The 19,330-nt window shown below is 71.4% G+C and carries 13 protein-coding genes; 2 read left to right on the top strand and 11 right to left on the bottom strand.

The annotated features are described in order from the left end of the window. Positions 1-16: 16 nt before the first annotated feature. The 4 genes from treZ to malQ form a co-directional block, all read right to left on the bottom strand. A complete protein-coding gene (gene treZ, locus QQ657_RS27940; protein WP_284745236.1) occupies positions 17-1,729 on the bottom strand; it encodes a malto-oligosyltrehalose trehalohydrolase in 1,713 nt (570 codons plus the stop codon). Further along, positions 1,726-4,002, bottom strand: coding sequence for a malto-oligosyltrehalose synthase (gene treY, locus QQ657_RS27935; protein WP_284745235.1), 2,277 nt, complete (start codon positions 4,000-4,002; stop codon positions 1,726-1,728). The genes treZ and treY overlap by 4 nt, the downstream gene beginning before the upstream one ends. Continuing rightward, the gene (gene glgX / locus QQ657_RS27930; protein WP_284745234.1) at positions 3,999-6,119 is read right to left on the bottom strand and encodes a glycogen debranching protein GlgX; all 2,121 of its coding nucleotides are present in this window, start codon (positions 6,117-6,119) and stop codon (positions 3,999-4,001) included. Before glgX ends, treY begins: the two co-directional genes overlap by 4 nt. Positions 6,120-6,197: 78 nt before the next feature. Further along, the gene (gene malQ, locus QQ657_RS27925) at positions 6,198-8,150 is read right to left on the bottom strand and encodes a 4-alpha-glucanotransferase (protein WP_284745233.1); all 1,953 of its coding nucleotides are present in this window, start codon (positions 8,148-8,150) and stop codon (positions 6,198-6,200) included. Between the two features lie 126 nt (positions 8,151-8,276). Between malQ and QQ657_RS27920 the strand changes: the two genes are divergently transcribed. Further along, a complete protein-coding gene (locus QQ657_RS27920) occupies positions 8,277-9,719 on the top strand; it encodes an amino acid permease (protein ID WP_434056785.1) in 1,443 nt (480 codons plus the stop codon). On the opposite strand, the gene QQ657_RS27915 is transcribed toward QQ657_RS27920, so the two are convergent. The 3 genes from QQ657_RS27915 to QQ657_RS27905 form a co-directional block, all read right to left on the bottom strand. After that, positions 9,697-10,479, bottom strand: a complete 783-nt coding sequence (locus tag QQ657_RS27915; RefSeq protein ID WP_284745231.1) for a DUF6885 family protein — start codon at positions 10,477-10,479, stop codon at positions 9,697-9,699. The two genes, QQ657_RS27920 and QQ657_RS27915, sit on opposite strands and share 23 nt — an antisense overlap. A 48-nt stretch (positions 10,480-10,527) precedes the next feature. After that, the gene (locus QQ657_RS27910) at positions 10,528-11,886 is read right to left on the bottom strand and encodes a type I glutamate--ammonia ligase (RefSeq protein WP_284745230.1); all 1,359 of its coding nucleotides are present in this window, start codon (positions 11,884-11,886) and stop codon (positions 10,528-10,530) included. 730 nt (positions 11,887-12,616) lie between these two features. Further along, a complete protein-coding gene (locus QQ657_RS27905) occupies positions 12,617-13,423 on the bottom strand; it encodes an EamA family transporter (protein WP_284745362.1) in 807 nt (268 codons plus the stop codon). A gap of 342 nt (positions 13,424-13,765) precedes the next feature. Between QQ657_RS27905 and QQ657_RS27900 the strand changes: the two genes are divergently transcribed. Then, positions 13,766-13,942 (top strand): DUF7455 domain-containing protein, encoded by a 177-nt coding sequence (locus QQ657_RS27900; protein ID WP_284745229.1) that lies wholly within the window; start codon positions 13,766-13,768, stop codon positions 13,940-13,942. Between the two features lie 137 nt (positions 13,943-14,079). On the opposite strand, the gene QQ657_RS27895 is transcribed toward QQ657_RS27900, so the two are convergent. From QQ657_RS27895 to QQ657_RS27880, 4 genes are all read right to left on the bottom strand, one after another. Further along, positions 14,080-15,261 carry an ROK family transcriptional regulator gene (locus tag QQ657_RS27895; RefSeq protein WP_284745228.1) on the bottom strand — a complete coding sequence of 394 codons (1,182 nt, stop codon included), beginning with the start codon at positions 15,259-15,261 and terminating at the stop codon, positions 14,080-14,082. A gap of 11 nt (positions 15,262-15,272) precedes the next feature. Then, positions 15,273-16,739, bottom strand: a complete 1,467-nt coding sequence (locus QQ657_RS27890) for a sugar ABC transporter permease (protein ID WP_284745227.1) — start codon at positions 16,737-16,739, stop codon at positions 15,273-15,275. 20 nt (positions 16,740-16,759) lie between these two features. After that, the gene (locus QQ657_RS27885; RefSeq protein WP_247063508.1) at positions 16,760-17,533 is read right to left on the bottom strand and encodes an ATP-binding cassette domain-containing protein; all 774 of its coding nucleotides are present in this window, start codon (positions 17,531-17,533) and stop codon (positions 16,760-16,762) included. A 143-nt stretch (positions 17,534-17,676) separates the two neighbouring features. Further along, entirely contained in the window at positions 17,677-18,816 is a 1,140-nt protein-coding gene (locus QQ657_RS27880) for a sugar ABC transporter substrate-binding protein (protein WP_284745226.1), read from the bottom strand. Positions 18,817-19,330 lie beyond the last annotated feature (514 nt).

Raw genomic sequence — 19,330 nt, 5'->3', positions numbered from 1 at the left:
GCGATGTGCGATCCGGTTATCGGGTTTCGACCAGAACGAAACCATCCGGCGGCAGCTCGGCGGCGCCCCCGTCCACGGTGGCTCCGGCCCAGGTCAGCAGGGTCGCCGTGGCGCCGAGCGGGAGCGTGACCGGACCGGGACCGAAGTTGACGGCCAGCCGGAGCCCGCCGCGGTGCAGCACGAGCCACGAGCCGTCCGGCGCGGTGTCCACCCGCAGGTCGGCGACCCACGGGCCGGCCAGCTCGGGGTGTTCGCGGCGCAGCCGGATGAGCGTCCGGTACAGCTCGAGCATCTCCCGGTGGCCGGGCGTGTCCGCTTCGGCCCAGTCGAGCCGGGAGCGCTCGGCCGTCGCCGGGTCCATCGGGTCGGGCACGTCGGCCTCGCCCCAGCCGTGCCGGCCGAACTCGCGACGGCGGCCCGTGCGGACCGCCTCGGCCAGCTCCGGGTCCGGGAAGGAGGCGAAGAACTGCCACGGCGTGCTCGCCGCCCACTCCTCCCCCATGAACACCATCGGCGTGAACGGCGAGCAGAACAGGATCGCCGCGCCGCAGGCCAGCCGGTCTTGCGAGACGGTCGCGGACAGCCGGTCGCCGGTCGCGCGGTTGCCGATCTGGTCGTGGTTCTGCAGGTAGGCGAGGAAGCGGTGGCCCGGCACGGTCCGGGTGTCGACCGGGCGGCCGTGGGTCCGCTCGCGGAACGACGACCAGGTCCCGGCGTGGAAGAACACCTCGCGCAGGACCTTGGCCAGCGCGTCCGGCGCGGCGAAGTCGGTGTAGTAGCCGGACGTCTCGCCGGTGAGCGTGACGTGCAGGACGTGGTGGAAGTCGTCCGACCACTGGGCGTGCAGGCCGTGGCCGCCGCGCTCGCGGGGCGTGACCAGCTTCGGGTCGTTGAGGTCGGACTCGGCGATCAGCGTCAGCGGCCGGTTCAGCGCCGCCGACAGCGCCCCGGTCTCGACGGCGAGCTGCTCGAGCAGGTGGATCGCCCGCCGGTCGAGCAGCGCGTGCACGGCGTCCAGGCGTAGCGCGTCGACGTGGAAGTCGCGGAACCAGCTCAGCGCGTTGTCCACGACGTACCGGCGGACCTCGTCCGAGCCGGCGCCGTCGAGGTTCAGGCCGGGGCCCCAGTCGTTCTGCCCGGCGAAGTACGGCCCGAACCGGTCGAGGTAGGCACCCGAGGGCCCGAGGTGGTTGTAGACGACGTCGAGCACGACGGCCAGCCCGCGCGCGTGGGCCGCGTCGACGAACCGCTTGAAGCCGTCCGGGCCGCCGTAGGGCTCGTGGACCGCGCCCCAGAGGACGCCGTCGTAGCCCCAGCCCGCGGTGCCGTCGAAGGAGTTGACCGGCAGCAGCTCGACGTGGGTGATGCCGAGCTCGACGAGGTGGTCGAGCCGGTCGATCGCCGCGTCGAAGGTGCCGCCCTCGGTGAACGTGCCGACGTGCAGCTCGTAGACGACCCCGCCGGGCAGCTGACGGCCGTGCCAGGCGTCGTCGGTCCACTCGAACTCGGCGTGGTCGTAGACGCGCGATTCGTGGTGGACGCCGTGGGGCTGCCACCGCGACCGCGGGTCGGGCACCGGCTTTTCGTCGTCGTCGAGCAGGAAGGCGTAGTTGATGCCGTCGGCCTCGGCGTGCCACCAGCCGCCGTCGCCGGCGGTCATCTCGTGCACCCCGGCGTCGACGCTCACCCGGACCCGGCGGGCCGCCGGGGCCCACACGCTGAACCTCATGCGTCTCCTCGCACCAGCAACGCCACGGGGTACCGCTCGAACAGGGTGGCCACGTCGCCGGTGACCTCGCGGCCGGTCAGGACGTCGGTCCAGACGCCGGCCGGCAGCGGGAGCACGGTGCCGCGCCAGCCGCCGGCGGCTTCGAGGCCGACCGGCAGCCGGGTCACCGCCACGGCGAGATCCGCGCTGCGCGTGTACGCCAGGACGTGCTCGGCGGCCGCGCCCTCGGCCCGCAGCGGCCGGTAGCCGCGGAACAGCGCCGGGTGCTCGCGGCGCAGCCGCAGCGCCTTGTGCACGACGAGCAGCTTCGCCGCGCCCGACGCGTCGATCTCCGGCAGCTCGCCGTCGATGACCCGCGCCAGGATTTCGCGCCGGACCGCGTAGTCGACCGGGCGGCGGTTGTCCGGGTCGACCAGCGAGAAGTCCCACAGCTCGGTGCCCTGGTAGACGTCCGGGACACCGGGTGCGGTCAGCTGCACGAGCTTCTGGCCGAGGGAGTTGGCGTACCCGGGCCGCTCGATCCGCGCGACGAACGCCTCGACGTCCGACGCCAGTTCGGCGTCGCCCATGACGTCTTCCGGCCAGGCGGCGACGTCGGCCTCGAACGCCTCGTCGTGGCTGGTCCAGCTGGTCCGGAGCTTGGCCTCCTTGGCCGCCTTGTCGAGGTAGTCCCGCAGCCGGGCGGGCTCGATCGGCCAGGTCGCGACCAGCGTCTGCCACGCGAGGAGGTTCAGCGACGGCTCGTCGATCCCGCGCCGCGCGGTCCACCGGCGGACGGCCTCGGCGAACTCGCCGGGCACCTCCGCGAGCACCGCCATCCGCGCGCGGGTGTCCTCCGAGCGCTTGGTGTCGTGCGTGGTCAGCGTCGTCATCGCGGCCGGGTAGCCGGCTTCGCGCTCGGCGGCCAGGCGATGGAACTCCTCGACGCCGAGGCCGAACCGGTCCGGGTTGCCGCCGACCTCGTTGAGCGCGGCGAAGCGCGTGTAGCGGTAGAACGTCGTGTCCTCGGTGCCCTTGGCCACGACCATGCCGGACGTCTGCTGGATCCGGGTGGCCAGCTCGCTCCCGGGATCGGCGCGCACGAAGGCATCGAGGATGGTCAGCGCCTCGGCCAGGTCGGGCCGGGCCCGGCGGGCCCCGTCGATCGCGGCCGTCCAGTTCGCCGCGCCTTCGGGGAGGTAGGAGCGGTAGACGGGGAAGGCGACCATCGTCTCGGCCACCGCCTGCCGCGCCGTTTCGGCGTCGACGTGGGGCAGCAGCGCCGCGATCCGCCGGACTTCGGCGACCAGGATGTGGTCGGTGACCAGGCGCCGGGCCTCCGCTTCGACGCGGTGGTAGCCGGTCTTCACGCCCAGCTCCGTGGCCAGCGCCGTGAAGTCTGGCTCGGCCGCCGAGTCGACGAAGACGCCGGCGATCTCGCGCAGGGCGTCGTAGCCGGTGGTGCCGTCGACCGGCCAGCTCTGCGGCAGCGGCTCGCCCGGGTGCAGGATCTTCTCCGCGACGATCCACGCGTCCGGCGCGTTCTCCCGCAGGCGCCGGAAGTAGCCGCCCGGGTCGGCGAGGCCGTCCGGGTGGTCGACGCGCAGGCCGGTGACGTCGCCGTCGGCGACCCAGCGCAGGACCTCCCCGTGCGTCTCGGCGAACACCGTCGGGTCCTCGACGCGGACCGCGGCGAGGTTCGTGATGTCGAAGAACCGGCGGTAGGTCAGCTCCGCGTTGCCGCGGCGCCAGCCGACCAGGCGGTAGTGCTGGCGCTCGTGGATCTCTTGCGGCGTCCCGCTTTCCGTGCCAGGTGCGAGCGGGAAGCGGTGGTCGTAGTAGACCAGCTCGTCACCCTCGACGGTCAGCTCCGAGACGGCGTCATCGTCGCCGAGCACCGGCAGCAGGAGCGGGCCACGGTCCCAGTCGACGTCGAAGAAGGACGCGAACTCCGAGTCGCGGCCGTGGGTGAGCACGTCCCACCACCACCGGTTGACCTTCGGCACCTCGACCGACATGTGGTTCGGCACGATGTCGACGACCAGGCCGAGCCCCAGTTCCTTCAGCTTCTCGCTCAGCGCCACCCGGGCGGTTTCGCCGCCCAGCTCGGGCCGTGCGCGCGTCGGGTCGACGACGTCGTAGCCGTGGGTCGAGCCGGGTGCCGCGTCGAGCACCGGTGACGCGTAGAGCGCGCCGATGCCCAGGTCACGCAGGTAGCCGGCGATGCCGGCGGCGTCGCTGAAGGGGAACTCCGGGCGCAGCTGCACCCGGTAGGTCGACTCCGGCACCGTCATGCGGGCTCCGTCCGCTGCAGCACGATCAGGGACCGGGCGGGCAGGGAGAACTGGCCGCCGCCTTCGAGGGGTTTCGCGTCGTGGGGCTCCACCTCGCCCGCCGCCGTGTCGATGACGACGGTCCAGGCTTGGCCGTAGCCGTTGCCCGGGAGCTTGGCGTCGATGTCCTCGTAGTGCGCGTTGAACGCGAGCAGGAACGAGTCGTCCTCGACGTGCATCCCGCGCGGGTCGAGGTCCGGGATCGCCTGGCCGTTGAGGAAGACGACGACCGCCTTGCCGAAGCCGTCGTCCCAGTTCTGCTCGGTCATCTCCTCGCCGGCCGGGGTGAACCAGGCGATGTCGCCGAGCTTCTCGCCCTTGCCGACCGGCCCGCCCTGGAAGAAGCGGCGGCGGCGGAACACCGGGTGCTGCTTGCGGAACGCGCTCAGCCCGCCGGTGAACCGGACCAGGTCGACGTGCTCGGTGGCCAGCGCCCAGTCCATCCAGGACAGTTCGGAGTCCTGGCAGTAGACGTTGTTGTTGCCCTGCTGGGTACGGCCGAACTCGTCGCCGTGCAGGATCATCGGCACGCCCTGCGACAGCATCACCGTGGCCAGCATGTTGCGCTGCTGCCGGATGCGCAGCTCGTTCACCTGCGGGTCGTCGGTGTCGCCCTCGACCCCGCAGTTCCACGACCGGTTGTCGTCGGCGCCGTCGCGGCCGTCTTCGCCGTTGGCCTCGTTGTGCTTTTCGTTGTAGGACACCAGGTCCCGCAGCGTGAAGCCGTCGTGGGCGGTGACGAAGTTGATCGACGCGAACGGGCGGCGGCCGTCGTCCTGGTAGAGGTCCGACGAGCCGGTGATCCGCGACGCGAACTCGCCGAGCGTCGAGGGCTCGCCGCGCCAGAAGTCGCGGACGGTGTCGCGGTACTGCCCGTTCCACTCCGTCCACAGCGGCGGGAAGTTGCCGACCTGGTAGCCACCGGGCCCGACGTCCCACGGCTCGGCGATCAGCTTCACCTGGCTCACGATCGGGTCCTGCTGCACGAGGTCGAAGAACGTGGACAGCCGGTCGACGTCGTAGAACTCGCGCGCCAGCGCGGAGGCGAGGTCGAAGCGGAAGCCGTCGACGTGCATCTCCGTCACCCAGTAGCGCAGCGAGTCCATGATCAGCTGCAGGGTGTGCGGGTTGCGGACGTTGAGGGAGTTCCCGGTGCCGGTGTAGTCCATGTAGTACTCGGGCTCTCCCTCCACCAGGCGGTAGTAGGCCTCGTTGTCGATGCCGCGCATCGACAGGGTCGGCCCGAGGTGGTTGCCCTCCGCGGTGTGGTTGTAAACCACGTCGAGGATGACTTCGATGCCGGCCTCGTGGAGGGCCTTCACCATGCCCTTGAACTCCTGGACCTGGCCGCCCTCACCGGGCATCGCGGCGTAGGAGTCGTGCGGGGCGAAGTAGCCGATCGTGTTGTAGCCCCAGTAGTTCGTGAGCCCCTTCTCCTCCAGGCCGTGGTCGGAGACGAACTGGTGCACCGGCATCAGCTCCACCGCCGTCACGCCGAGTTTCTGCAGGTGCTCGACGACGGCGGGGTGCGCCAGGCCGGCGTAGGTGCCCCGCAGCGCTTCGGGCACGAACGGGTGGTTCACCGTCATGCCCTTGACGTGGGCTTCGTAGATCACCGTTTCGTTGTACGGCCGCTTCGGCTGGCGGTCGTTGCCCCAGTCGAAGAACGGGTTCGCCACCAGCGAGTACGGCACCCGGCCGGCGGAGTCGGCGTCGTTGCGCTCGTCCGGGTTGGCGAACTGGTAGCCGAACAGCGACTCGTCCCACTTCACGCCGTGGGAAACGGCCTTCGCGTACGGGTCGATGAGCAGCTTGTTCGGGTTGCAGCGCAGGCCGCGGGCCGGGTCGTACGGGCCGTGCACCCGGAACCCGTAGCGCTGGCCGGGCTGGACGTTGAGCAGGTAGCCGTGGTGGACGAACCCGTCCACCTCTTCCAGGGCGTACCGCGTTTCGTTGCCGTCGTCGTCGAAGAGGCACAGCTCGACCCGCTCGGCCACCTCGGAGAAGAGGGCGAAGTTCGTCCCCACCCCGTCGTAGGTGGCGCCGAGCGGGTAGGGCGTTCCGGGCCAGGGCCGCACTGGGTTCTCCTCGAGCTTTCGCAGGTTGTGCCGGGTGTCCGTGCTGACGGACGGGAATCGCGCGCCGTGGGGTACCCGTTACCCGGGCAAGGGACGCGCCGCCGCCAGCGGCGCGATCGCGGCGCGCACCCCCTTCGCGGTGAAGAAGCCGTCGACACTGACGGGAAGGGGGATCCGCCAGTTAGGGTACTGGTCGACGGTCCCGGGCAGATTCGGCTGCCGCACCTGGCCCGAAACGTCGGCCGGCGAGGTCAGCACCAGCCGCGACGCGGCTCGCGCGAGGAGACTGTGCAGCGCGACGACCATGTCGTCGGCCGGGATCCCTTCCCGGGCAAGGAGTTCTCGCAGCGCTTGACGTTCCGCGGCGGCCGCGTTCTCTTCGGCTTCGACGCCCCGGTCCAGCAGGCCCAGCTCGGCGCGAACCCGGACGTGCTCGCCCCGCAGCCAGCCGGTGACGGTCGGCAGGTCGTGCGTGGAGATGCTGGCCATGGCCTCCGGATCCCACCCGTCCGGGCGGGTGAACGGCTTGCCCGGCGCGTCCCAGTCGCGTTCGAACCACAGGACGGCCGAGCTGAGCATGCCGCGCTCGTGCATGGTCTCGGTGACGGTGTCCTCGACGGTGCCGAGGTCCTCCCCCACGACGACCGCGCCGGCCCGGTGCGCCTCCAGCGCGAGCACGCCGACCATGGCCTCGGCGTCGTAGTGGACGTAGGTGCCGCGGTGCGCGGGCTCGCCCGGCGGGATCCACCACAGCCGCCAGAGCCCGGCGATGTGGTCGACGCGGATGCCGTCGGCGTAGCGCAGGACGCCGCGGATGACGTCGCGGAACGGCGCGTACCCGGCCTCGGCGAGCTTGTCCGGCCGCCACGGCGGCAGGTTCCAGTCCTGTCCCTGCTGGTTGAAGGCGTCCGGCGGCGCGCCGACGCGGACGTCGGCGGCGAAGACGTCCCGCACCGCCCAGGTGTCGGCCCCGCCGGGGTGCACGCCGACGGGCAGGTCGTGCACGATCCCGACGGTCATCCCGGCGTCGCGGGCGGCTTTGCGGGCCGTTTCCAGCTGCTCGCGGCAGAGGTGCTGCAGCCAGGCGTGGAAGCCGACGCGCTCTTCGAGCTCTTCACGGGCCTTTTCGACCTCGGGCCCGGCGGGGTCTTGGAGCGGCGCAGGCCACTCCCGCCAGTCGGCGCCGTGCTGTTCGGCGAGGGCGCAGAAGAGGGCGAAGTCTTCGAGGTCGGCGTCGTCCGGCAGGTCTTCGACCCGGTGCGGCCACAGCAGCTCGAGCGCGGCGCGTTTCGCCGTCCAGACGGCGTCGTAGTCGATGAGCTCGCCGTCGCGGTCCGGAGCCAGGGACCGCACGGCCTCCTGCGTCGCGGCATCGGCCTGCGCGTAGGTCTCGGTGGCGGTGACGCGCAGGTAGAGGGGGTTGGCGAACCGCCGGCTCGCGGGCGAGTAGGGCGACCGCTCGACGGGGTGGGCGGGGCTGAAGGCCTGCACGGGGTTGACCAGCAGCACGCCGGCGTCCAGCTCCGAGGCCGAGCGGGCGGCGAAGGTCGCGAGGTCCGCGTAGTCGCCGATACCCCAGGAGCCGGCCGAGTGCAGAGAGTAGAGCTGCAGCATCCAGCCCCAGGCGGGCGGGACGGCCGGCAGTGCCGCGGGCACGACGGCGAGCACGACGTCCTGCTCGGCGGTGACGACCCGGTGCCAGCCGAGCGGCAGGTCGTCCGGCAGTTCGCCGGTGACGGGCCGCCGGCTCCCGTCTTCGAGGACGACCTCGGCGTCGACGCCGAGCGCCCGGGTGCTGCCTTCTTTGACGACGATGGTGGGCGGCAGCTTCGCCGTGGTCTCGCGGGCGCCGAGGGCCCGGGCGATGGAGTCGTCGCTGGTGGCGTCGACCCCGAACTGCCCCAGAACGGCGACGACGACCTCGTCTTCGACTTCGACCCGGACCTGGTCGGCGTTCTCGTACCGGGTGGCGACGCCGTAGCGGTCGGCGAGCTGGTGCAGGGCGCTGCGGGCGGGGATCTCGTCGGGCACGGGCCCAGCATTCCGGTGCGGGGCCGTTCCCGCCATCCGCACGGCCCGACATCACCCCGGAGCCGTTCTGCGGAAACTTCCGTGACCTTTTAACTTCTTCTCATGGGTGTGCGGAGAACCTTGAACGTGGACGACGTCCTGAAGCGCCAGGAGTCCGGGGAGCTCAAGCGGCGGCTGCGCGGGCGGGACCTGGTCGGGTTCGGTGTCGGGATCATCATCGGCACCGGCATCTTCACCCTCGCGGGCGTGGAGGCGAAGACGCACGCCGGGCCCGCGGTGACGCTGTCGTTCGTGCTCGGCGCGGTCGTCGCGGGGCTCGCGGCGCTCTGCTACGCCGAGCTCGCGTCCAGCGTCCCGACGGCCGGAAGTGCCTACACGTACGCCTTCGCCACCCTCGGCGAGGTCTTCGCCTGGATCATCGGCTGGGACCTGCTGCTGGAGTTCGCGCTCGGCGCGGCCGTGGTGTCGCGCGGCTGGTCCGGCTACCTGGCCAACCTGCTCGGGCTGTCGCCGGAGTGGTTCGGCGAGGACGCGAAGGTGAACGTCGGGGCGGTGCTGATCATCGCGGTACTGACCGTCGTCGCCGTGCTGGGCATCAAGGAGTCCGCCTGGCTGACCAACGTGCTCGTCTGCGTGAAGGTCGCCGTCTGCGTGCTCGTGCTGGCGGTCGGCTTGTTCTTCGTCAAGGGCGCGAACCTGACGCCGTTCATCCCGCCGGCCCAGCCTCCCGCGAACGGCACGACGGTGCTGGAGCAGCCGATCGTCCAGGCCGCGCTCGGCCTGGAGCAGTCGGTCTACGGCATCGCCGGGATGGTCACCGCCGCCGCGATCGTCTTCTTCGCCTACACCGGTTTCGAAGCGCTCGCGAACCTCGGCGAAGAGACGCTGAACCCGCGCAAGGACCTCCGGGTCGGCATCCTCGGCGCGCTCGGCGTGTGCGCGCTGCTCTACATCGGGGTGTCGATCGTGCTGACCGGCATGATCCCGTTCACCGACATCGACACCGGCGCGCCGCTGGCCGACGCGTTCGACCGGGTCGGCCAGCACTGGGTCGGCGCGCTCATCTCGCTCGGCGCGGTGACCGGGCTGACGTCGGTGATGATGGTCGAGCTGGTCACGATCGGGCGGATCGGCTTCGCCATGGGTCGCGACGGCCTGCTGCCGAAGGCGCTCGGCGCCACGCACCCGCGCTGGGGCACCCCGCACCGGATGACCATCGGCGGTGCCGTGCTGATCGCCGTGCTGGCCGCGTTCATCCCGATCTCCGAGCTGGCCGACATGGTGAGCATCGGCGCGCTGTCGGCGATGATCATCGTGGCCGTCGCGGTGCCGGTGCTGCGCCGCCGCCGGCCCGACCTGGACCGGCCGTTCCGGGTGCCGTTCTCGCCGGTGGTCCCGATCCTGGCGGCGCTGGCGTGCCTGTACCTGATGCTCAACCTCAACGTGCTCACCTGGATCCGGTTCGCCGTGTGGCTGGTGATCGGCCTGGTCATCTACTTCGCCTACGGCCGCCGCCATTCGCGGTTCGCCCCCGAGAACGCCGAGGTCAGTCCCACAACGACGGAGTGAGGCCGGCGACGCGGGCCGCCTCGCGGGCCGTGGCGGCCTGGTCCGCGTCGACGACCACCAGCACGCCCAGCCCGGCCAGCGCCGCGGCGACCCACTCGACGGGCTGGTCGTGGATCCCGTTGTCCCCGAAGGACGAATAAGTGTCCACAACGGACAGCAGGGTGCCTTCGGCGCCGATGCGGACGCCCGCGACGAGCACGAAGTGGCCGCCCGGCGGACGCCAGCGGGACGTCCACAATGGCGGGACGCCGGTGTCGAGGTAGTCGAGCAGCGCGCGTTCCGGGGTGTCGTGGGCACCGAGCTCGGCGCCGTCGATCCGGGCGATCACCGCGACGCGCGGCACGTCCCAGAGTCCGAGCAGCAGGTCGAAGAGCGTCTCGGTCGTCCACTCCCCCGTCACCGGCACCGCCGCGAGGGCGCCGCCCGACAGCGCACCGATGGCAGTCGCCAGCCCGGAAACCCGCGTCCCCGCGGCGGCCGGGTCGTCGACGAGCGGCACGGGCAACCGGAACTCGGGACGGCCGGCCTCGCCCGGCGGGCGCACGACCGGCCCGCGCACGGTCCCCGCGGCCATCGCGACGGCGTCCTGGTCGGGCACGTCGAGCCCGGCCGCGCGCAGCGCCGCGAGCCCGCAGAACGCGGCGGCCAGGCCGTCTTTCTGGGGCAGCTCCGCCTGGGCGACCGCGGCCAGCCGGGCCCCGCCCGGCAGCCACCGCACCCCGGACAGGTCGAGCTGCCCGCCGTCGATCCCCGAAGACATCGGTCCTCTCAGTGGCTTCCCGGATTCGCTGAGGTCATCTTCCCAGCCTCAATAACGCCACAGGTGGGCTGCGACGATTTCGTCGGCCGTGCGGTCGGCCGCCCACGCGGCGTCGGACGCCCGGACCGCGCGGAAGGCCCCGAGCAGGTCATCGCCGAGCACGCCGGCGACGCGGGGCGAGGCCGTCAGGGCGGCGTCCTGTCCGGCGGTGTCCGCGGGCAGCCGGCGCACGCCGCGCGTCTCCCGCTCGCCTTCGGTCCAGCCGCCCGGGTCGTCGGCGATCGGCTCGGGCAGCGCGGCCGCGTCTTCGATGCCAGCCATCCCCGCGGCGAGCACCACGGCCAGGGCGAGGTAGGGGTTGGCGGCGGCGTCCGACGTCTTGAGCTCGACGTTCGCGTGGTCGGCGCCCAGCAGCGGCGAGCCCGGGACGTACCGCAGCGGCGCCTCCCGGTTCTCGACGCCCCAGAATGCGTAGGCGCCCGCGAAGTAGCCGGGACGCAGCCGCAGGGTGGACGGGACGCTCGGCGCCGTGATCGCGGTCAGCGCCGGGAGATCGCGCAGCAGGCCGGCGAGGTAGGCGGCGCCGTCGGCGGTGGGGACGCCGTCGCCGTTGTCGTCGAGGAGGTTGCGGCCCTTGCGGCGGACGGAGGTGTGCAGGTGCCAGCCGTTGCCGGCCGCGCCGAGCCCGATCAGCGGCGCGAAGCTGACGACGAGGCCGTGCGCGTGGGCGGCGGCGTGGATGGTCTGCCGGGCCAGCAGCTGATCATCGGCGGCGGCGACCGGATCGGTGGCGGCCAGCGAGAGTTCGACCTGCGCGACGCCGTACTCGGCGTGCAGCTGGCCGATCCGCAGGCCGTTGGCGGCGAAGTCGTGCAGGAGGGCGGCGACGAAGGCGTCGAGCCCGACGAGGGCGTGCGGGCTGTAGGCGGGCCCGGGGTGCCCGGGCGAGCTGACGACGTCCGTGCTGCCCGCGGGCGCGACGGCGAACTCGAGCTCATAGCCGGCGCGGAACTCCAGCCCCCGCCGCGCACCCTCGGCGACCTGCGCTTCGAGGACGGCGCGCTGGCAGTAGGGCCACGGATCGCCGTTTCGGGTGAGCTGCCGGACGGGCGCCCAGGCGAGCGCGGGCTGCCCGGCGAGCCGCCGCAGCCGGTCGACGACGGGCACGAGCCGGATGTCCCCAGAGGGCGTGGCGAGGCCGGCGTGCCCGTAGGTGATGGCGTCGTGGCTGTCGAAGACGGCGAAGAGCGAGGTGGCCCCGACGCCCCGCGAGGCGGCATCGGCAAGCCCCCCGATGGGCACGATGCGCGAGCGCGGGATGCCGTTGTTGTCCGCCCAGGCGAGGTGCACCCCACCCACCCCGGCCGCGGCGAAGTCCTTCGCCGCGGCAGACGCCGCCTTGGTCATGGCACCCACCTCCTCCGGCCCCGAGCAGACCCCACCCATCCCGGGGGACGAGCCCCGCTCCAGCGTATCGGGCGGGTCCGACGGAACCGCCGGGGAAAGCGGCCGGTGGGCCGGGTTGTCCACATCACGGTCGGCCTGTGGGTAACCCGGCAACGGTTGGACCGGCGGCCCCGCGGTTCCGGTAGCTCGGCAGCTCGAGAACCCGGGAGCTCGGCGGCCAGACAGCTCAGCTGGGCCGGCAACCTGGCAACTCGGCGGTCCGGCAGCTCCGGCGGCCCGGCAGCCCGGCAGCTCGGCGGGGCCCGGCGGGGCTCGGCGGCCCAGCAATTCGGCAGCTCGGAGGCCCGGCAGCTCTGGCGGCTCGGCAGCTGGCGACCTGGCGGCCTGAGAGTTCGCCTGCTCGGCGCTAGGCAACCCGGTAGCCACACAACCCGGCAGCTCAGCAGCTCAGCAGCTCAGCAGCTCAGCGGCTCGGCGGCTCGGCGGGGCTCGGAGGGCTCAGCAATTCGGCAGCTCTGCGACCAAACAGCTCGGCAATTCGGCGGCTCCGCAGCCCGGCATCCCGGCAAGCCAGCGGCGGCCCCGCACAGCGGCCATCAGCCCAGCAGCTCCTGGCACCAGCCAGCGGCTCCATAACCGAACCACAGACCGCCACCGAGCCCGACCACCAAGCACCCCAGTCAGCCCGCAACCAAAGCCACAGACCACCAACGACCCACCCCGGCCACCATCACCCAGGCGGCTCCGGCACCGGCCGCACCGCCTCATCCCGGCTCCGCAAAGCCACCCCGCCCACCACCGCCAACGTCCCCAGCGCCTCCGGCCACGAAGGCACCTGACCCAGCAGCACGAACCCCATCACCCCCGCCGTCACCGGCAGCAACGCCAGCAGCACCGCGAACCGCGCCTGCCCCAGCCGCCTCAGCACCACCTGGTCCAGCGCATACGGCACCACCGTCGACAGCACCCCCACACCGACCCCCAGCAGCAGCATCCGTGGCGAAGACCACACCTCGCCCGTTCCGAAGGCCAGCGGGGACAGCACCACCGTCGCCGCCGCGAAGCCGATCGCCAGGCTGTCGATCCCCGATCCCTCCGCCGAAGCCACCCTCTTGCCCAGGAGGATGTAGCCCGCCCAGGCCGCCGCCGCGCCCAGCGCGAACACCACTCCGAGCACCGACCCGGACAGCTGGACGTCCGCGATCGCCACCACCCCGCAGGCCACCAGGACCACCGCCAGCACGTCCCGCGGCGTCCGGGAGCCGAACGCCGCCACCAGGACCGGGCCGATGAACTCCATCGCCACCACCGTCCCCAGCGGCAAGCGGGCGATCGCCTCGTAGAAGAGCACGTTCATGCCCGCCGTCACGACCCCGAAGGCGATCGCCAGCGCCAGCCGGTGGCCTCGCCACGCCGCCCGCCCGGGGCGGCGCCAGGCCAGGAGCACCACCGCCGCGCCGAGGCAGCGCAGCCACGCCACTCCGGCGGGGGTCGCGTGGCCGAATAGGCCGACCGCGATGGCCGCTCCGGCGTACATGGAAATTCCGCTGAGAACGAACAACAGCGGGGCGGGTACCGCGGAAAGCCTCCTCGGCGAAGTCAACGTGCTCACGACCCCATGGTGCCTGACCACGGAAAACGTAACTCTCCGGGTAATCGTCTCCTGCAATGCGGGATGCGGTTACGGCATCCGGGGTAAATCGGCGTGACTCAGGTCCCACCGGCGCGGGAACACTTGCGAGCCGCGAAACGTCTGGAAGAGTGGAAGCACGAACACCGCGGAGCCGAAGGCGATCGCCGCCACCGGCATCAGTCCCGAAGTGGGCGTAGCTGGATCGATGGCACCGGGCAACCGGTGCCGGGACGGAGGGAGACCCCCATGACAACGCCGACGCTCACCCGCCCCGAACTGACCGCCGCCGACCGCTGTGACCGGTGCGGAGCAGCAGCTCAGGTACGAGCCATCCTCAAGGGTGGCGAACTGCTCTTCTGCGGGCACCACGCCCGCGAGCACGAGGCCAAGCTCAAGGAACTGTCCGCCGACATCCAGCGGTAACGACCCCGAAACGCCGAAGGCGGCCGGTGCGCACAGGCACCGGCCGCCTTCGTTTTCTGCAACTTGCAAAGTGCGTGGCGGTTATCACGGCAAGGCCACGGAAGATACCTATTCCGGACACGAAACCGGACAGGAAATCAGACAGAATCCAGCACGACTTCGAACGCCACTTCCGCGGCGCCCAGCAGCTTCACGTCGGCCCCCAGCGCCGAGCTGATGATCCGGGTGCCGCCGACCGCGCGGCTCACCAGGCTGCGCCGGCGGACCTCCGTGCCGACGTGCCGCAGCACCGCCTCCGGCAGCACCGTCAGCAGGTCGCCGAGGATCACCAGCTGCGGCCCGAGCAGGTTGACGACGTTGATCAGCCCCAGGGTCAGCCACTCGGCGAACTCCGCCAGCCGCGACAGCGCCAACTCCGGGTTCCGGCCCAGCTCGCGCAGCTCGAACAGGATCGCCCCGCGCGGGGTGTCCTCCGGCAGGCCGAGCGCCCGGCACAGCGCCGCCTCGCCGACCTCGGTCTCCCAGCAGCCGCTGCTGCCGCAGTAGCAGTCGCGCCCGTCCGGGCGGATCACCATGTGCCCGATCTCGCCGACGTAGCCGGAGCCGCCGCGCAGCGCCGACCCCTCGGCGATGACGCCGCCGCCGACCCCGACGTCCGCCGAGATGTACACCACGTCGGACGCCCCGCGGGCCGCGCCGCGCAGATGCTCGGCGACCGCGCCGAACTCGGCGTCGTTGCCGACCATGATCGGGATCTGCAGCACCCCGCCGAGCCGCTCGCCGAGGGCGACGTCGGTCCAGCGCAGGTTCGGGGCCTCGTGCACGTGCCCGTCCGACCGCCGGACGACGCCGGGCACCGACACCCCGGCCGCCACCGGGGTCACGTCGAGGTCGCCGGCCAGGATCGCCGTCGACTCGATGACGTGCGTGATGACCTCGTCGGGCTGCCCCATCCGGCCACGCAGGTTCCAGCTGTTGCGGCCGAGGATCTGGCCACCCAGCCCGACCAGGGCGATCGCGACGTGCTCGACCTGCAGGTCGACCGCCAGCACGACCGCCGCGTGCGGCTGGGGCAGGACCAGGAGCGAGGGGCGGCCCGCCCCTCGTCCCGGCCTCGGCACCTTCTCCTCGACGACGCCGGCTTCGGCGAGCCCGTCGACGAGGGTCTTGATCGTGCTCCGGTTGAGCCCCAGCTCGGCGGCCAGGGTCGCCCGGGTGCTCGGCCCGCCGACGTGCAGCAGGCGGAGCAGGGTCGTGCGGTTGTGCCGGCGCACCTCGTCCGGACGTGCAACGGGTGTGCTGGTCACGGGCCTGATCATTCCATGCTGGTTCAGCGAGTCGACGCAGCCGCGCGGCGCCGGGACAGCGCGTCGACCGTGGCGGCGAGCAGCAGGACCAGACCGGTGACGATGTTGACCACCGCGGCCGGCTGCTTGAGCAGGCCCAGGCCGTTGATGACCACGGCGATCACGAGGCCACCGACGACGGCGTCGGCCACGCGGCCCTTGCCGCCGAACAGCGACGTGCCGCCGATGACGGCCGCACCGACCGAGTACAGCAGCGTGTTGAGGCCACCGGACTGCGGGCTGACCGAGCCGACCTTCGACGCGGCGACGATGCCGCCGATGGCCGCGACCGCCGAACCGATGACGAACACGCTCGCCCGGATCTTCGGCACGTCGATACCGGCACGGCGGGCGGCTTCCTTGTTGCCGCCGACCGCGTAGACGTACCGGCCGTACTTGGTCCGGTTGAGCACGTAGGTCCCGGCCACCAGCAGCACCAGCATGATCGGGATGACGTACGGGATGCCCTGGATCGTGACGACCGCCTTGTTCGGCGAGCGGTTGACCGTCAGCAGCCAGGTGCCCAGCGCCGACAGCACCACGAGCGCGGCGACCTTGACGGCCACCAGCGCCGTCGGCTGGACGACCAGGCCGCGCTGGAGCCGCCGGAAGTGGCTGACCAGCGTGATCACCGCGAACCCGCCGGCGGCGACCAGGAAGAAGATCCAGCTGCCGAGGACGTTCAGGTTGCCGTTGGCGATCTTGTACAGGACGTCGGAGTTGGTGATGCCGATCGTGCCGCCCTCACCGATGAACTGCAGCAGGACGCCCTGCCACACGATGAACAGCGCCAGCGTCACGACGAAGGACGGCATGCCGATCTTCGACACCAGGAAGCCGGTGATGCAGCCGATCGCGGTGCCCACGCAGATGGCCAGCAGGATCTCCAGCCAGGCGTTGGCGGGGACGCCGATCGCCACGAGCAGCAGGCCGACCAGCGACAGCGCGGCACCGGCCCAGATCCGCTGGTAGGCCGACAGCAGCATGGCCGCGGCGAGGACCGCGATGAACGTGATGAACACGCCGGATCCCAAGGTGCCCAGCAAATTGCCCGCATGGACGTAGTGCAGGGCCATCACCGACGCGGCGGTGCCGGAGGCCACACCGGCGGCGAGGTCGATCTCGCCGAGCAGCAGCACGAAGACGATGCCCATCGCGATGATGATCACGCCCGCGCCCTGCGGGAAGACGTTGGCGATGTTGGCCAGCGTGAAGAAGTTGTCCGACAGCGCGCTGAACAGGATGACGAGCACGAGCAGGCCGAACAGCGACGGCAGCGAGCCGAGCTCGCCGGCCCGCAGGCGGGCGAAGTAGTCGCGGAGGGCTTCACCGGTTGACATCGATGTCGTGTCGATGCCGAAGTCGGTGATCGCCGCGGTGGGGTTCTGGGTCTGCGCGAGCGCTTCCGCGGCCGGGGTGTCGACCTCGTGCTTGGCAGGGGTTTCAGTCATTTCCGGTTCTTTCTTCCCGCTCACAGGACCACGGCTTCGGGCCGGGCCAGGCCGAGGTCACCGGAGCGCCCGGCGGTGATCAGCTCCACGATCTGGCCGTGGGAAACGTCCTTCGTGTGCACCTCGGCGACGAGCCGGCCGAGGTACAGCACCGAGATGCGGTCGGCGACCTCGAACACGTCGGCCATGTTGTGGCTGATCAGCACGACCCCGAGGCCCTGCTCGGCCAGCCGGCGGACCAGGTCGAGCACCTGCCGGGTCTGCGCGACACCGAGGGCGGCGGTCGGCTCGTCCAGCACGACGACCTTGCTGTTCCACAGCACCGACTTGGCGATCGCCACGGTCTGGCGCTGACCACCGGACAGCGAGGAGACCGGCGTCCGGACCGACTTCACGGTCCGCACCGACAGGGAGGCCAGCGTCTCGCGAGCGGCCTTCTCCATGCTGGCTTCGTCCAGCTTCCACGAGTTTCCGCGCTCGCGGCCGAGGAACATGTTCTGCACGATGTCGAGGTTGTCGGCCAGGGCGAGGTCCTGGTAGACGACCTCGATGCCGAGGTCGGCCGCGTCCTTCGGCCCGCGGATGTGGGCGTCCTGCCCGTTGAACCGCACGGCCCCCGAGTCGTACGGGTGGATGCCGGCGATGCACTTGACGAGGGTCGACTTGCCGGCGCCGTTGTCGCCGACCAGGGCGGTCACTTCGCCCGCACGCACGTCGAAGTCCACGTCGTGGAGGACGTGGACGGGGCCGAAGCTCTTGTTCAGGCCCTTGATCTCGAGGATGGGCTCACTCATGGATGGCAGTTCTCCGAATTTTCCGATGCCCTTTGCCGCCGCTAGGGCCAGGCGATCCCCGCGGGCGGGGAGTGGGGACCGGGCCGGGGCGCGCCGTCGGGGTGCGCGTCCCGGCCCGGCTGTTCATGGGTGCTGCGTGCGGCTCAGGAGATGCCGAGCGAGCTGCACTTGGCGGCGAGGTCGCCACCGCAGATCTCGGCGGCCTTCACGTAGCCCTGGGTGACGACGGTCTTGACGTCCTTCTCGAGGATCGTCGTCGGCGTGAGCAGCACCGACTTGATGTCGCGGTTGCCCTTCGGGTCGTGCAGCTTGCCGGTCGCGATGGCGTCGGCACCGGCGGTGTCACCCTTGGCCAGGGCGGCGGCCAGCTTGGCGGTGGCTTCGGCCTCTTCCTTGATCGGCTTGAAGACCGTCATGTACTGGTCGCCGCGCATGACCGCCATCAGGCCGTCGGCGGTGGCGTCCTGGCCGGTGACCGGGACCTTCCCGTTGAGGCCGTTCTTCTTGAGGATGGTGATGACCGCGCCGGCCAGGCCGTCGTTCGCCGCGACGACGCCGTCGACCTTGCCGCCGTTGGCGGTGAAGATCTGCTCGAACGTCGTGCCGCCGAGCTGGTTGTCCCAGTCGTTGATCGGCTGCTTCTGGATCCGCTTGAGCGTGCCCGCCGAGGCCAGCGAGTCGAGGACGGAGTCCTGGCCCTTGGTGAACAGCGTGGCGTTGTTGTCGGTCGGGGCGCCCTCGATCTGGACGAAACCCGCGCCCGGCTTGCTCTTCAGCGCGTCGGCCATGGCCTGGCCCTGCAGCTGGCCGACCTTCTCGTTGTCGAACGAGACGTAGTAGTCGGCGGATCCGCCGAGGCTCGGGCGGTCGTAGTCGATGACCGGGATGCCCGCGGTCTTCGCCTTGGCCTCGACCGCGGCACCGACGGCCGGGTCACCGGGGGCGATGACCAGGACCTTGACGCCGGAGCTGATGAAGCCGTCGGCCAGGGTGGCGAACTTCTGGTTGTCGCCCTGGGCGTTCTGGACGTCGACCTCGAAGCCCTGGGCCGTCAGCGCGGCCTGCAGCATCGGCTTGTCGAACGCTTCCCAGCGCGCCGAGGTGGCGGTCTCCGGGAGGATGACGCCGACCTTGCCGCTGGCGCCGCCGGCGGCGGCCGGGGCGGAGGAGGAGGCGGAGTTGCTCCCCGTGCCCCCGCTGTCTGAACTGTTGGCACCGCAAGCGGTCAGCACCAGGCCGGTGCTCACCGTGGCGGCGAGGAGGGTAAGGGTTCTGCTGCGCATCCTCGTTCCTTCCGGATCCAAGCATTGGTGACGAGTGGGCCGTCGACGTCGTCTCGGGCCCTGCGAGGCGGTGATCCGGAGGGTCCCGGCGCACCGTCGCGCATATGTTGTGGGCGACAACATATGCCGCTGAGCGGCTGCGGGGAAGATAGCTGGATCGATTAAATGACACCAATTGGACACGGTTCGGCAACACAGGCTGAGCGTCGCCCGGAAAGAGTAGATCCGCTGACGATGTGATCGCCAGCACTTACCGTGTGTTACATCCAGGTTTCTTGCGAAGGTGAAGATACTCCGCCGGTGTACACCGAGTGCGATCCGCCGCGAAGTGGTGGTGAACCCACGGCAAACGCGCGGGATTGGTCGCCGACTTGCGAACTTCGCACCCGAACGTGCCCGAAGCACCACCCGTCGGGGGACGCCCGGGCAGCCGGGAGACGACCGATCGGGCACGTAACGTCACGAAGTTGTGGAAGGTCCGGCGGAGCTCCGGCGGAACGGACGGTGACCGGCG

The sequence above is a fragment of the Amycolatopsis ponsaeliensis genome (assembly GCF_030182635.1).
GTDB lineage: Bacteria > Actinomycetota > Actinomycetes > Mycobacteriales > Pseudonocardiaceae > Amycolatopsis > Amycolatopsis ponsaeliensis.
Note: the sequence above shows the minus strand (reverse complement) of the source record. Positions and strands in the feature narration are given on the sequence as shown.

What these genes read in the sequence shown, in the direction of transcription:
- treY (WP_284745235.1), bottom strand. Translation starts at nt 4,002, where the DNA reads ATGACGGTGCCGGAGTCGACCTACCGGGTGCAGCTGCGCCCGGAGTTC.
- QQ657_RS27910 (WP_284745230.1), bottom strand. Translation starts at nt 11,886, where the DNA reads ATGACCAAGGCGGCGTCTGCCGCGGCGAAGGACTTCGCCGCGGCCGGG.
- treZ (WP_284745236.1), bottom strand. Translation starts at nt 1,729, where the DNA reads ATGAGGTTCAGCGTGTGGGCCCCGGCGGCCCGCCGGGTCCGGGTGAGC.
- QQ657_RS27895 (WP_284745228.1), bottom strand. Translation starts at nt 15,261, where the DNA reads ATGATCAGGCCCGTGACCAGCACACCCGTTGCACGTCCGGACGAGGTG.
- QQ657_RS27905 (WP_284745362.1), bottom strand. Translation starts at nt 13,423, where the DNA reads ATGTACGCCGGAGCGGCCATCGCGGTCGGCCTATTCGGCCACGCGACC.
- QQ657_RS27880 (WP_284745226.1), bottom strand. Translation starts at nt 18,816, where the DNA reads ATGCGCAGCAGAACCCTTACCCTCCTCGCCGCCACGGTGAGCACCGGC.
- QQ657_RS27885 (WP_247063508.1), bottom strand. Translation starts at nt 17,533, where the DNA reads ATGAGTGAGCCCATCCTCGAGATCAAGGGCCTGAACAAGAGCTTCGGC.
- QQ657_RS27890 (WP_284745227.1), bottom strand. Translation starts at nt 16,739, where the DNA reads ATGACTGAAACCCCTGCCAAGCACGAGGTCGACACCCCGGCCGCGGAA.
- QQ657_RS27900 (WP_284745229.1), top strand. Translation starts at nt 13,766, where the DNA reads ATGACAACGCCGACGCTCACCCGCCCCGAACTGACCGCCGCCGACCGC.
- QQ657_RS27915 (WP_284745231.1), bottom strand. Translation starts at nt 10,479, where the DNA reads ATGTCTTCGGGGATCGACGGCGGGCAGCTCGACCTGTCCGGGGTGCGG.